Origin of the sequence: Streptomyces sp. RG80 (assembly GCF_040446465.1) — a bacterium.
Classification (GTDB): Bacteria; Actinomycetota; Actinomycetes; order Streptomycetales; family Streptomycetaceae; genus Streptomyces.
The window spans coordinates 223117-236129 of sequence record NZ_JBEAAJ010000005.1; the positions used below are offsets into that span (position 1 = coordinate 223117).

13 protein-coding genes are annotated in these 13013 nt (G+C 72.0%); 7 read left to right on the forward strand and 6 right to left on the reverse strand.

Annotated elements, in window-relative coordinates; genetic code table 11:
* Positions 1-61 precede the first annotated feature (61 nt).
* The 3 genes from ABKA17_RS18690 to ABKA17_RS18700 all read left to right on the forward strand — a co-directional run bounded on the left by ABKA17_RS18690 (position 62) and on the right by ABKA17_RS18700 (position 3178).
* A complete protein-coding gene (locus tag ABKA17_RS18690; protein ID WP_353693214.1) occupies positions 62-1393 on the forward strand; it encodes a hypothetical protein in 1332 nt (443 codons plus the stop codon).
* A 71-nt stretch (positions 1394-1464) separates the two neighbouring features.
* Entirely contained in the window at positions 1465-2391 is a 927-nt protein-coding gene (locus ABKA17_RS18695; protein WP_353693215.1) for a GNAT family N-acetyltransferase, read from the forward strand.
* Positions 2384-3178: a class I SAM-dependent methyltransferase gene (locus ABKA17_RS18700; protein ID WP_353693216.1), complete on the forward strand. Its 795-nt coding sequence runs from the start codon at positions 2384-2386 to the stop codon at positions 3176-3178. The genes ABKA17_RS18695 and ABKA17_RS18700 overlap by 8 nt, the downstream gene beginning before the upstream one ends.
* Here the strand turns inward: ABKA17_RS18700 and ABKA17_RS18705 are convergent.
* The gene (locus ABKA17_RS18705) at positions 3142-3795 is read right to left on the reverse strand and encodes a class I SAM-dependent methyltransferase (RefSeq protein WP_353693217.1); all 654 of its coding nucleotides are present in this window, start codon (positions 3793-3795) and stop codon (positions 3142-3144) included. The two genes, ABKA17_RS18700 and ABKA17_RS18705, sit on opposite strands and share 37 nt — an antisense overlap.
* A gap of 80 nt (positions 3796-3875) precedes the next feature.
* Between ABKA17_RS18705 and ABKA17_RS18710 the strand changes: the two genes are divergently transcribed.
* Positions 3876-4352: a hypothetical protein gene (locus ABKA17_RS18710; RefSeq protein WP_353693218.1), complete on the forward strand. Its 477-nt coding sequence runs from the start codon at positions 3876-3878 to the stop codon at positions 4350-4352.
* Positions 4353-4388: 36 nt separating this feature from the next.
* On the opposite strand, the gene ABKA17_RS18715 is transcribed toward ABKA17_RS18710, so the two are convergent.
* The 4 genes from ABKA17_RS18715 to ABKA17_RS18730 all read right to left on the reverse strand — a co-directional run bounded on the left by ABKA17_RS18715 (position 4389) and on the right by ABKA17_RS18730 (position 8754).
* Positions 4389-4841, reverse strand: a complete 453-nt coding sequence (locus tag ABKA17_RS18715) for a flavodoxin family protein (RefSeq protein ID WP_353693219.1) — start codon at positions 4839-4841, stop codon at positions 4389-4391.
* A gap of 55 nt (positions 4842-4896) precedes the next feature.
* Positions 4897-5583, reverse strand: a complete 687-nt coding sequence (locus ABKA17_RS18720) for a hypothetical protein (RefSeq protein ID WP_353693220.1) — start codon at positions 5581-5583, stop codon at positions 4897-4899.
* Between the two features lie 124 nt (positions 5584-5707).
* On the reverse strand, positions 5708-8065 hold the full coding sequence (locus ABKA17_RS18725; RefSeq protein ID WP_353693221.1) for an ABC transporter permease: 2358 nt from the start codon (positions 8063-8065) through the stop codon (positions 5708-5710).
* Positions 8062-8754 carry an ABC transporter ATP-binding protein gene (locus ABKA17_RS18730; RefSeq protein ID WP_353693222.1) on the reverse strand — a complete coding sequence of 231 codons (693 nt, stop codon included), beginning with the start codon at positions 8752-8754 and terminating at the stop codon, positions 8062-8064. The genes ABKA17_RS18725 and ABKA17_RS18730 overlap by 4 nt, the downstream gene beginning before the upstream one ends.
* A 206-nt stretch (positions 8755-8960) precedes the next feature.
* Here ABKA17_RS18730 and ABKA17_RS18735 point away from each other — a divergent pair, with 206 nt between their 5' ends.
* The 3 genes from ABKA17_RS18735 (at position 8961) to ABKA17_RS18745 (ending at position 12329) form a co-directional block, all read left to right on the forward strand.
* The gene (locus tag ABKA17_RS18735; RefSeq protein WP_353693223.1) at positions 8961-10244 is read left to right on the forward strand and encodes a sensor histidine kinase; all 1284 of its coding nucleotides are present in this window, start codon (positions 8961-8963) and stop codon (positions 10242-10244) included.
* Positions 10241-10924 carry a response regulator gene (locus ABKA17_RS18740; RefSeq protein WP_353693224.1) on the forward strand — a complete coding sequence of 228 codons (684 nt, stop codon included), beginning with the start codon at positions 10241-10243 and terminating at the stop codon, positions 10922-10924. Before ABKA17_RS18735 ends, ABKA17_RS18740 begins: the two co-directional genes overlap by 4 nt.
* A gap of 232 nt (positions 10925-11156) precedes the next feature.
* The gene (locus ABKA17_RS18745) at positions 11157-12329 is read left to right on the forward strand and encodes an alanine--tRNA ligase-related protein (protein WP_353693225.1); all 1173 of its coding nucleotides are present in this window, start codon (positions 11157-11159) and stop codon (positions 12327-12329) included.
* 14 nt (positions 12330-12343) lie between these two features.
* Here the strand turns inward: ABKA17_RS18745 and ABKA17_RS18750 are convergent, their stop codons facing one another.
* On the reverse strand, positions 12344-12880 hold the full coding sequence (locus ABKA17_RS18750; RefSeq protein WP_353693226.1) for a hypothetical protein: 537 nt from the start codon (positions 12878-12880) through the stop codon (positions 12344-12346).
* Between the last annotated feature and the right edge of the window lie 133 nt (positions 12881-13013).

Here is a 13013-nt window from a genome sequence, read left to right on the forward strand (position 1 = left end):
AAACGCTGACGTCCGGCCCGGACGGCGGTATCTTCCCCGTCCCCCGGCCTAGCGTTCCGGTGTGAACCGCGCCCTGCTCCGCGATCTGTACGCCGCCCTGGCCGCCGCCCTGCTCGTCACCGCGGCCGTCCTGGTCGGCCACCACATCCAGCACGCCCACCACACGCTGTTCGTCGACTGGCCCCCGCTGCTCGCGAACTGGGACCCCCACCTGGGCCCCGGCACGCCGGCGGCCGTCCTCCTGGCGGCCGCCGGCGTGGCGTACGGGCCCGCGCTGGCCGCCCGTCTGCGCTGGCGGGCGTTGCTCGCGGCGGCCTGGGGGACGGCCACGGCCTGGATCCTCTCGCTCGCCCTCGTCGACGGCTGGCACCGGGGCATCGCCGAGCAGCTCACCACTCGTCAGGAGTACCTCCGGGTCGTCGACCGCTTCGCCGACATCCCGGCCGCGCTGAACGGCTTCACCGGCCACATCCTGATCGACTCCCCCGACAACTGGCCCGCCCATGTCGCCGGGCATCCCCCGGCGGCCACCCTCACCTTCGTCCTGCTCGACCGGGTCGGTCTGCGGGGCGGCGGCTGGGCGGGCATGTGGTGCGTCCTCGTCGGGGCCACGGCGTGCGTGGCCGTGCTGGTCGCCGCACGCGCGCTGGCCGGGGAGCGGCTCGCGCGGCGGGCGGCGCCCTTCCTGGTGCTGGCGCCGGCCGCGGTGTGGATGGGTACGTCGGCCGACGCGTACTTCGCGGCGGTCGCCGCGTGGGCGGTGGCGCTGCTGGCGCTCGCGGTCACGGGCCCGTCGATCGGGCGGTCCGTCGGGTGGGCGGCCGGCTCGGGCCTCCTGTTCGGGCTCGCCTGCTATCTGTCGTACGGCCTGACGCTCTTCGCTCTCCTCGGTGCGACGGTCCTGCTGCTCGGGCGGCGGCGCGTGCGGGAGCGGCCGGTGCTGCTCCTGCCGTTGCTCGTCGGACTGGCCGTGGTGCCGACGGTCTTCACGCTCGCCGGGTTCGACTGGTGGGAGGGGTACCGGCTGCTGGTCACGCGCTACCACCAGGGCGCCGGCGGCATCCGCCCGTACGGCTACTGGGTCTGGGCCAACCTGGCGTGCACGGTGCTGATCACGGGCCTGGCGACGGCGGCGGGGCTGCGGCGGACCGGCGCCGTGCTGATCCGGCGGCGGGGCGGCACCCGCCTCGCCCTCCTCGTGGCCGCCGCGCTGCTCGCCCTGCTGGCGGCCGACCTGTCCGGCATGAGCAAGGCCGAGACGGAACGCATCTGGCTCCCCTTCGCCCTGTGGCTCCTCCCGGCCTGCGCCTTCCTCACCCGCCCCCGCGTCTGGCTGGCCGCCCAGGCGGTGCTCGCCCTGCTGCTGAACCATCTGCTGAACACCGGCTGGTGACCGGGGTGTACGGCGTCGGGCCACCGAAAACCCGTTGCGGCCCCCCTCGCTCCCGCTGGAGGCTGGCCCTCATGCCGTACCTCCTGCGACCTGCCCTGTTCGCCGACGGGCCCGCCATCACCGAACTCCTCAACACCGTCGACGAGATCGAGATCGGCCGCCGCGAAACCGACCTGCCCACCGTCGAGGCCGATCTCAAGCGCCCCGACATCGATCTCGAGCGCGACTCCTGGCTGGCCTTCGACGGGGACCGGCTGGTGGTCTACGGGCTGCTGTGGGACGACTCGGCTGGCGAGCGCATCGACATCGACCACTACGTCCTTCCCGACCACCAGGAGGTCGGCGCGCGGCTCCTCGACGCCATGCAGGCCAGGGCCCTGGACAAGGCCCGGGAGAACGGCGCGGCCCGGGCCGTGCTGCATCTGCACCTCAACACGCGGCCCACCCTGGACACTTCGCTGCTCGAGACGCGGGGCTGGCAGGTCGTACGCCGCTACCACGTGCTCCAGCGGCCTCTGGACCCGGCACAGGACCTCGCCCCCGAGCCGCCCGCCGGGGTGCGGATACGTCCCTGTACGACGGACGCCGACCGGGAGAGCGTCCACCGGCTCTACCAGGCGAGCTTCGCCGAGCACTTCGACTTCCAGCCGCGTACCTACGACCAGTGGCTGCACGACATCGACGCCGAGGCCCTCGACTGGTCCCTGGTGTGGATCGCCGGCACCGAGGAGACGGGGGACGCCGGGTTCCTGATCTCCCGGGACGACCGCGAGGCCATGGGGTGGATCCGCAGCATCGGTGTGCTCCGCGAGGCCCGTGGGCGCGGTCTGGGCGGGCTGCTGCTGCGGCACGCCTTCGCCGCGTTCGCCGGGCGGGGGCGGGACACGGTGGGGCTCGGCGTGGACACCGCCAACGCCACCGGCGCGCCGGAGCTGTACGGGCGTAACGGCATGACGCTGCACTACGCCGTCGACACCTGGGAAGTGGTTCTTGACTGAGGGCCGGTCGGATCCGGCCTCCTCGGCGAGGCACTTCTACGACGATCTGGCAGCCGACTACCACCTGATCTTCGCCGACTGGGACGCGAGCATGGCCCGCCAGGCGGCGGCGCTGGACCCGCTTCTGCGCCGGCAGTTGGGCGCCGGACCGCATCGCGTGCTGGACTGCTCGTGCGGGATCGGCACCCAGGTGATCGGGCTGGCCCGGGCCGGGCACCGGGTCGTCGGCAGCGATCTGAGCCCGGTGGCCGCCGCCCGCGCCTCGGCCGAGGCCGCCGCGAGGGGCGTCGAGCTCGCGGTGGCCGCCGCGGACATGCGCCGACTGCCGTTCGCCACCGGGGCGTTCGATGTCGCCGTCTGCGCCGACAACTCGCTCCCGCACCTGCTGTCCGCGCGGGACGTCACGGCCGCACTGCGCGCCATGCGACGGGTCCTGCGCGACGGCGGACTGCTGGTACTGACCGTCCGGGACTACGACGAGATCCTCGCCGCCATGCCACCGGCGCCGCCGCCCCAGATCGCGGAGACCCCCGAGGGCCGGGTCATCACCCTCCAGCTGTGGCACTGGCACGAGGACGGCGAACGCTACGACCTGGAGCACCTACAGCTGATGCCCGCGGGCGACACCTGGACGGTCCGCACCCGCCGGACCACCTACTGGGCGCTGACCCGCGACCGGCTCACGCGCTTCGTGACCGAGGCCGGCTTCACCGACGTCGACTGGCACACGCCCGACGCGACGGGGTTCTATCAGCCGGTGCTCACCGCACGGCGGGCCAGCAGGTAGGCGCGGCGGGTCTCCACCTCGTGGGCGTAGTGGGTGCGTTCCAGGTTCATCTCCACGGTGAACCCGGCCGCCTCCAGCGACTCGGCGATACGGGCGGGGTCGAGGAAACGGAAGTCGACGTCCACCTTGTGTCCCCACCACTCGTCGACGTGCCGGATCTCCTCGCCGATGTGGAAGGAGAGCAGCGCCAGGCCCGAGGGGCGCAGGACGCGTTCCATCTCCTTGAAGGCGCGGTGCAGTTCGCCGGGGTCGAGGTGGATGATCGTGTAGAGGGCGGTCACCGCACCGAACTCGCCGTCCTCGGCGGGCAGTTCCAGCAGATCGCCCTCCCGGAACTCCACCTGCGGGAACCGCCGCCGGCCCGCCGCGACCATGCCCGGCGACAGATCGATCCCGACCGTACGCGCACCCGCCTCGGCGAGCCGGGCCGCCACATGCCCCGGCCCACACCCCAGGTCGCCGATCGTCGTGCCCGGTTCCGTCTGTTCCAGCAGAGCCGCGAGCAACGCCTTGTCGAGCGGCTTGTCGTCGAGTTCGGCGTGCAGACGGGTCGCGTACTCCTCGGCCACGGTGTCGTAGCTGCGACGGACGGAGTCGTGCTGCGCGTGATCACCCATGGGGTCAGCATGCCATGGGTGTTCGAACCCTCCAGGAGCGGAGGCACAACGCGCCCCATGGCCGTGCGAGGCTCTCCGCCATGGAACACCCGAAGGTCCGTGGACACACTCTGCCGGCGAGGCTGGCAGTCCTGATGCGTGAGGGCCGGTGGCAGCACCCCGGTGACGCGGAGTTGACGCGGCTCATCCCGTGGTTCGAGGACCCGCTCGACTTCCTGAAGAGCGTGCCGGAGATGGAGAGCGAGGCCCGGTCGATGGACCTGTTCGCCGACGATCCGCGCTCCAGCGAGCTGTTCCGCGAGACGCGCGGCGGCGGCCGATCCGAGCCGGTGGAGCTGCCGTGGCTGGACGTCGAACAGGCGGTCCTGATCGCGGTCAACCGCCGGCCCGGCGACGACGTGGCGCTGGCTCTCGACTACCGCACCGATCCCGCCGATCCGCGAGTCCTCGGCAGCGACTTCTGGACGAATCCCCGGCAGTGCTCCTGGCGGGTCGTGGCGCCCGCGTTCTCCGCCTTCGCCGACGCATTGGGCCTTCAGCTCCACGACGGCACATGAATCGTCGCCGGATCCGGCACGCAGGTGTGGCCCCGGTCAGGACATGAGCCCGGCGGCGAGGGTCGCTCCCAGTTCCCAGCAGGCCTCGGTGGCGGCCTTGTCGGGTTCTCCGGTCACCGTCACGGGGTTCGCCGCGGGGCTCCAGCCGAGGCCCGTGGTGATCGACTCGATGCCGCGTACCGCGCCGGTGACGTCGTTGCCGCCGTGCACGTAGTAGCCGAACGGCCGGCCTCGTGTCTCGTCCAGGCACGGGTAGTAGACCTGGTCGAAGAAGTGCTTCAGGGCCCCCGACATGTAGCCGAGGTTCGCCGGGGTGCCCAGCAGGTAGCCGTCGGCGGCCAGTACGTCGGACGCGGTGGCCGACAGGGCGGCCCGCCGGACGACCTGGACGTTCTCGATCTCCGGCGCCGTGGCACCGGAGACGACGGCTTCCAGCATCGCCTGGCAGTTGGGCGAGGGGGTGTGATGCACGATCAGCAAGGTAGCCACACCCCGAACCCTGCCGCCGGTCCCGCGTCCCGCGCAAACGCTGCGGCCGTTTCGGCTACTTCTTGACCTCGCCCGTGAAGATGGAGGTCTCCGACTCGTAGTCGGGCGCCACCTCGATCTGGAGGAAGGTCTCGCCCTTGGGCAGTTCGCAGCCCCAGGGCACGGACAGGGACCGGCCGGCGAGGATGCTGGTGTCGGGCAGACCGTCGAGCCCGTCGTCGTAGATGGACTCGCCTTCCTTTCCTTCGTCGCCGTAGGCGCAGTTGACCGTCATCATGCTGGCGTCGACCTTCTTGTCGGACCGGTTGACGATCTTGATGGTGAACTTGGCGTACGAGGTGTTCTCGGGCGAGGCGTAGTCGCTGGAGACCGCGCGGGAGAACTTCGAGAGGCTGACCTCGACGTCGTTGTCGTAGACGATCGTGTCGTCGAACGCGTAGGAGTCGTCGCCCGCCTCCTCGGTGGCCTCGTCGGACCCGGTGTCCGCCACCGGCTCCTCGGAGTCGGCCGGCACCGTCTCGGTGACGGTGACGGTCGGCGCGGCCTCCGCCTTGCCGTCGCCGTCATCGTCGCCGGTGACGGCCACGGTGACGGCGGCGGCGAGGACCGCGGCCACCACGGCGGCAGCGGCGGCTATGAGGACCGTGTTGGTCTTCCTGGGCGGCTGCGGCGGCGGCAGATAACCGGGCGCGGGCGGCGGGGTGTAGCCCGGCATGGGCGGTGGCGTGCTGTCGTGGCTCATGGGTCCCCCCAGGGATGGTGCAGTTGAGTGATCAATGATCACCCGGGAGGCGCCTTATGTGGAGTTGTCGTAATGAAACTGTGCTGATGGCGCTATCCCCTGCTCCGTCCGCAGCGCGTCGCCGTTACTCCGTCCGCAGCGCCGTCGCCGTACGGGCCCTGGCCGCCCAGCCGGCCGGGAGCAGGGCCCCCAGAAGTGCGATGACCACCCCGGCCAGCCCGAGCAGGGCCAGCTCGGGGGCGTTGTAGACGTCGAGGACGGACGCCGGCAGCCCCGTCCCCGCGGCCTCCCCCATCTTCGGCAGCACCAGGCCGTGCAGCGCGAATCCGGACGGTACGCCGACGAGGCCGCCGAGCAGACCGATCCCGGCCACGGAGGCGAGCACCATGCTCACGGTCTGCCGCGGCGACATCCCGAGCGCCTTGCACACGCCCAGGTCGTGGACGCGTTCCCGGGTGTCCAGGACGACGGAGTTGAGCACTCCGAGGCCTGCCACGGAGACGAGCATCAGGCTGAGCAGCGCCGCCATGGTGTTGAGGAGGATGAGGAGGTTGTCCTGCTCGGAGGGCGAGTTGGCGAAGGCTTCGCCGCCGAGGGGGCGGACGGCCGCGGCGAGCGTCTCGGCGTACTCGCTCGCGGAGACGCCGTCCTTCACCTCGACGTTGAACATCCTGGCCTCGGCGTGCGGGAAGTCGGCCAGGTCCGCGTAGACCTCCAGGTTGTCGTCGGAGGTCTCGAATGCCTCGCCGACGATCCGCAGGGCGGCGGTGTCCGCGCCCGTGGTCACGCGCACGGTGTCCCCGATCTCGGTGCCGGTGACGTCGAGGAAACGGGAGGGCACGACGATCTGGCCCGGGCCGTCGATCCAGTGGCCCGAGATCATCTCGTAGGCGCCGGGGCTCGAGTCGCCCTCGTAGAGGTTGGCGTGGACGGTGCCGGAGACGCCGGCCACGGTGCCCTCCTCCTGGGTCATGCCGTAGTACGAGGCGGTGCCCTGCTGCGCCTCGATGGCGGCCTTCAGCTTGGCGGGGTCGGCCGGCGCCGGTCGCGGGGTGTTCTCCGCGGGGACGTGCTCGCCCTTCGCGATGGTGGGACCGCCGCCGAACACGCTGACGTCGGTGCGGCTCTCGGGGTCGAGCGCCGCGCTCACCTCGTTCAGGGAGGAGACCAGTCCGAGGGCGAAGGTCGCCGCGACCGTGCCGAAGGACACCGCGAGGACCATCGCCAGGGTGCGTACCGGGTGGGCGAAGGGACTGGCGAGGCCGTAGGTCACCGCGCGCGGCAGCGGCAGCCGCCCCGCGGCCCGGTGGGCCCACTGACCGCGTCCGGTGCGGGGCGCCCGGCCGACGGCGATGGCCTCGACGGTGCGCAGCCGGCCGGCCCGCAGCGCGGGCACCAGCGCCGCGACCCCGACGACGAACAGCGTGGCCCCCACCACCAGGACGTCCACCCACCAGGCGACCGACAGCGAGGCACTGCCGTAGATCGTCTCGGTGTCCTCCAGGAGCGGCAGCGCCATGAGGTTGCCCAGGACGACGCCCAGGGCGATGCCGACGGCGGCCGGGACGAGCGCCTGGGCGACGTAGGCGCGCACGACCTCGCGCGGGGTGAAGCCGATGGCTTTCAGGATGCCGATCCGGCGCAGGCTGGTGCCGACCGCGCCGCTGATGACGCTGCCCACGATGATCACCGACATGACGATGCCGAGCACCCCGAACGCGATGAGGAAGGGGATGGTCGGGGCCGCGTTCTGGTCGGCGGCGCGCTTGGTGTCGAGGTAGGACTGGGTGCCGAGGAGTCCGCCGGAGGGTACGGCGGCGGTGAGCTTCTTGCGGGCGGCGGCGATGTCGCCCTTGGTGTCGGCGTTCTCGAAGCGGTACAGCATCTGGCTGGTGACCGGTGTGTCCTTGGAGTCGAGTGCCGTGACCTGGGCGGGCGTCGACCAGGCGGCGGCGGTCTTGCCTACGGACAGGGCGAAGCCGACGACGGTCAGGGTCGGGCTGCCCGTGGTGTCCGAGGTCTTCAACCGGGACCCGAGGGCGAGGGCCGGGCCCTCGAACCCCGCCGAGAGGACGATCTCGCCCGGCTTCGTCGCCCAGCGCCCGGACTGCAACTCCAGTCGGTCCACGTCGGTGTCCGGATCGGACCGGCCGACCAGTGTCATCGTCGGCATCTGCCGGCCCTCGTCGTCGACCGGCCGGATCGTCGTCGCCGGGTACGGTCCCGCGGTGGCGGTGACGTCGTCCAGCCGTCCGGTGGCCCTCAGTTGCGCCGTGCTCACCTTCGCCGGGTCGAACTCCGTGGTGAGGTGCGCGCCGTTCTGCCGGGCGAAGGCGTGGTCGAAGGGGGCGTTGGAGGCGACCATGAGGGATCCGGCGACCACGGCCGACGCCACGGCCATCATCGTGGCCAGGGCGATCACGATGGTCTGCACCCGCCGCCTGCCCACCCCGGACCGTACGACCTGGGAGAGGGCGCTCATCGGACGGCCTCCGCCCGGGTGTCGAGGGCGAGGTGGCCGTCGACCAGGTGGATCGTGCGGCTCGCGCAGGCCTCGGCGAGGGCCGGGTCGTGGGTGACCAGCACGATAGTCTGCCCGCCGCGGTGCAGGTCGACGAGGAGGTCCCGGACGTCCTGGCCGGAGGCGCTGTCGAGGGCGCCGGTCGGCTCGTCGGCGAGCAGCAGGGCGGGCCGGTTCACCAACGCCCTTGCCACCGCGACCCGTTGGCGTTCACCGCCGGAGAGCCGGCCGGGGTAGGCGCGGGCGTGTTTCTGAATACCGAGCACCTCCATGAGCTCCTCGGCGCGGGCGGCGGTCTTGCGCCGGGCGGTGCCGGTGAGTTGGGCGGGGAGCTGGATGTTGTCGGCGACGGTGAGGTCGTCGAGCAGGTTGAAGAACTGGAAGACCATGCCGATCCGCTCCCGGCGGAAGCGGGCCAGCGCGTGCTCGCTCAGCTGGTCGACGCGCTGCCCGGCGACGGTGACGGTGCCCGTGGTGGGCTTGTCGAGGCCCGCGACGAGGTTGAGCAGGGTGGACTTGCCGCTGCCGGAGGGGCCGGTGACGGCGAGGGCCTCGCCCTGGGCGACACCGAGGTCGATCGGTCCGAGCGCGGGGGCGCCGGCGTTGTCGTAGCGCTTGGCCACACCCGTCAGTTCGATCACATCAGTCATGGAGTCGGTCCTCGCGGTCGAAGGGGCTCAGGCCCAGCGAAGGTAGGGGCGGGGACGCGTCGGCCGCGTCGCCCGGGGCACCGACATACGGCCCTTCCCGCGGAGGATCCGATCGCGGGGTCATCCCTGCGAAGTACGCCTGGAGGACCGGGCGTCGACCGCGCAGACGGACGCGGGTTCGGCGAGGGGAGTCGCACAATGTGCCGATGGAGACGGTGAACCGTTGGCTGCGAAGGGTGCGCGGTGCTCTGCGGCCCGAGCCCAGGCGTGCCGCGTTGTCGCGGCGAGCGGTCTGGACCGACATCGCCCTCGCGGTCGTGCTGACCGTGGTGGCGCTGATCGTGGCGGCGCGCTATCCCGGCGACGGCCCGGCGAGCCTCGGCGAGGTCAGGTACAGCGTGCCGGAGCCGCCGAGTCCGCCCGTGCCGCCGGGGCCACGGTTCGTGATGGACGAGCCGACGTCCCCCTCCTGGCCACTGGTCGTACTGTCGGCGCTGCCCCTGGCCGCCCGGCGCCGGTACCCGCTCGCCGCGTTCGCGGTGCTGATGTTCGCGGTGCTGGGCATCGGGGACGCCGCGTCCTGGATCAATGTGCTGACCTGTGTGATCGCCGCCTACAGCGCGGTCACGCACAGTCGGCACCGGACGGTGGCGATGGCCGCGATGGTCCTGGCCGCGGTGCTGGCCGGCGTCACGTTCCGGGACACGGAGCCCATCCTGCCGGGATGGTCGAGCCCCGCGGTGGTCCTGCTGATCGCCGGAGTGCTGGCCGGTCTGGTCCGCTACTGGCGGCGGCGTCTGACGGCCGACGGCGAGCGGCTCGCACAGCTCCAGCGGGACCAGGAGGAGTCGACGCGCCGGGCCGTGGAGGAGGAACGGGCCCGTATCGCCGCCGAGTTGCACGATGTCGTGACCCACAATGTGAGCGTGATGGTCATCCAGGCGGGGGCGGCGCGCAAGGTGATGGACGTGGCGCCGGAGCGCTCGAAACAGGCACTGCTGGCGGTGGAGGCGGGAGGACGGGCCGCGATGGCCGAACTACGCCATGTGATGGGCCTGTTGGCCGCCCCGGACGCCGAGCAGCCCGACGCCCTGGAGCCCCAGCCCGGCCTCGGGCAACTGGACGCGCTGATCGAACGGGTCCGCGCCGCCGGTACCCCGGTCGGCATCGCGGTGTCGCTGCCGCCGGACCCGTTGCCGCCCGGCATCGACCTGACGGCGTACCGCGTGGTGCAGGAGGCGCTGACCAACACGATCAAGCACGCGCCCGGCGCCGAGGCCTCGGTCGTGATCGGCTACGCCGACGAGGTCCTCCAGATCGAGGTCGTCGACACCGGCGCCGTCCGCGACGCCACGCGGGCGGACGGGAACGGCCGTGGGCTGATCGGCCTGCGGGAGCGACTCGCGGTCTACGGCGGCGAGTTGACGGCCGGTCCGACCCTCGCCGGCGGCTACCGCGTCAAGGCCGACGTCCCTTGGCGGGCAGCATGAACGGGCCGGCGCTGCGCGCCGTCATCGCCGACGACCAGGCCCTCGTACGGACCGGCTTCGGGATGATCCTCGCCGCGGACGGCATCGAGGTGACGGCCGAGGCGGCCGACGGGGCCGAGGCGGTCGCAGCGGTCCGGGACACCCGGCCCGACGTGGTGCTGATGGACATCCGGATGCCGAACATGGACGGCATCGAGGCCACCCGCCGCATCCTCGCCGACGACGGCGACGCGGGCACCCGGGTCATCATCCTCACCACCTACGACCTCGACCACTACGTGTACGCCGCGCTCACCGCCGGCGCCAGCGGCTTCCTGCTCAAGGACGTCACCCCGGAGCATCTGGTGGCCGCCGTACGCCTGGTGCAGTCCGGGGACGCCCTGCTCGCGCCGGCGATCACCCGCCGGCTGATCGAGCGCTTCGCCCACCGCGAGGAGGCCCGCCCGGCGGCCGGTCTCCAGCGCGACCTGTCCGAACTCACCCCGCGCGAGCTGGAGGTGCTGCGCCTGCTGGCGACCGGCCTGAGCAACGCCGAGCTCGCCGACCGGCTGTTCCTCAGCCCGACCACGGTCAAGACCCACATCGGCCGCATCCTGTCGAAGCTGGACCTGCGCGACCGTGTCCAGGCGGTCGTCCTCGCCTACGAGACCGGGCTGATCACCCCCGGCGGAGCGGACTGAGAACCGGCGGACCGAAAACCGCAGGACGTCCCCGACCCCGCCCGTTACCGTTGATCCATGGAGGTCATCGAGCACACCCACACCGCAGCCGCGCGAGCGACCAGCTCCCCGGCTGCCGACGCCTGACCTCACCCCTCCCCCGGCGGCCGGAAACGGACCGCCGGTGCAGTGCGCCCTTCTCTCCGCTGTCCCCGCGGTTCTTTCCGGTCCCACGACCCGAAGGAACACCGCCATGAACACGGACCTGATCCTGCGCACCTTCACGGACTTCTACGTCGAGCGCGGACACCACCTCCTCACCGGCGGCACCCTGCTGCCGCCGCCCTCCGACCCGGTGCTGTTCACCACGTCCGGCATGCACCCCCTCACCCCGTACCTGGAAGGCCGTCCGCACCCTCACGGCAGGCGGCTGGTCAACGTCCAGCGCTGTCTGCGCACCACCGACCTCGACGAGATCGGGGACTCCACCCATCTGACGGTCTTCGAGATGCTCGGCTCGTGGTCACTGGGCGACTACGGCCACTCCCAGAGCCTGCGTTGGGGGTACGAGCTGCTGCGCGACGGCTTCGGCATCCCGCACGAGCAGCTGTACGTGACGGTCTTCGGCGGGGACGAGCAGGTCGGCCCCGACTCCGAATCCCTGCACACCTGGGGGGAGTTGGGAGTGCCGGTGGAGGAGACCCGGGAGGACAACTGGTGGTCCAACGGACCTGTCGGTCCGTGCGGCCGGGACTCGGAGATCTTCCTGTGGACCGGCGACACCCCACCGGAGGGCACCCCCACCACCGACCCCCGCTGGGTCGAGGTCTGGAACCACGTCAGCATGCGCTACCGCCGCCACGAGGACGGCACCCTCTCCCCGCTGTCACAGCTTTCCATCGACACGGGCATGGGACTGGAACGCCTCGTGACCTTCCTGCAAGGTCGCCGCTCGGTCTACGACACCGACCTGTTCGAGCCCTGGACCCGCCTGCTCCCGCCCCTGTGGGACCTCGACGAACCGTCGCTCCGTCTGGTCCGCGACCACCTGCGCTCCGGCATCGTCGTCATCGGCGATTGCGTACGTCCGTCCAACACCGGCCGTGGTTATGTCCTGCGCCGTCTGATCCGCCGTGTCCTGACCACCCTGCGGCAGTACGACCCCACCCGCACGCTGTCCGACCTGCCCTCGGAGCTCGTCGAGCACACCCTGGACCACTTCGGCCTGTCCGGTGGCACGGACCCGGTCCGCGAGGTGCTGCGGGACGAGGAGCGGCGCTTCACCGAGCTCCTCGACCGGGGTCGCCGTGTCCTCTCCCGCCCGCGCTTCCGAGGGCAGTTGAGCGAGCGGGACTACGACTACCTCCACGACACCCACGGCCTGCCGCGCGACCTGGTCGTCGGGCTCCTGAGCACCGGACGGTAGACCCCGGTCTCTTCTCAGGCGATGAGCGCCTGGTCCGGCGGCCTCAGGTACTCCAGCAGTGGGGCGTGGTGCAGCGCGGCCACGGGTGCGACCAGGTCGGGATGGCGGAGCAGGGCCGCCGCCCGCCGGTCGTGCTCGTCGGGCGCGAGCAGGCGCCGGAACTCGACCGGCGCCCCGGCCGTGTGGGCGCCCGCCACCACGGCGGCGACGGCGAGCCGGGCCAGGTCCGGGTCGGTGAGCAGACAGACGGCCCAGCTCGCGACGACCTCGTCCACCCACGTGCGCCAGGCGTGGTCGTCCATGTGGTCGTCCATGTCCTGGTGCCCGTCCGCGCCGGTGATCCAGTCGAGCCGCGCCGAGCCGCCCGGGCCGGCCATCCCGACCAGCCCGGCATCCATCGGCGTCGGGTAGCGCAGCCATGCCGCGACCGTGACGGCCTGCCGGGCCTGCACCTCGCACAGGGCCGCGGCGAGGGCGCCGCCGGACGCGGGATAGGCGCAGGTCAGCCACTGGGCGGTGGCCGCGATGACCGGGGAGAGAGCTGCTTGCACTGCCGAACCGTCCGTACTGCCGGGTGGGAGGAGGTGCCGAAACGGTAGCCCGTAACGGGGCTCGGCGGGGAAGTTGTGACCTCCGTGAAATCTCCGATCCATGTCTTGACATACGGAGGTAACGATTCTTAGC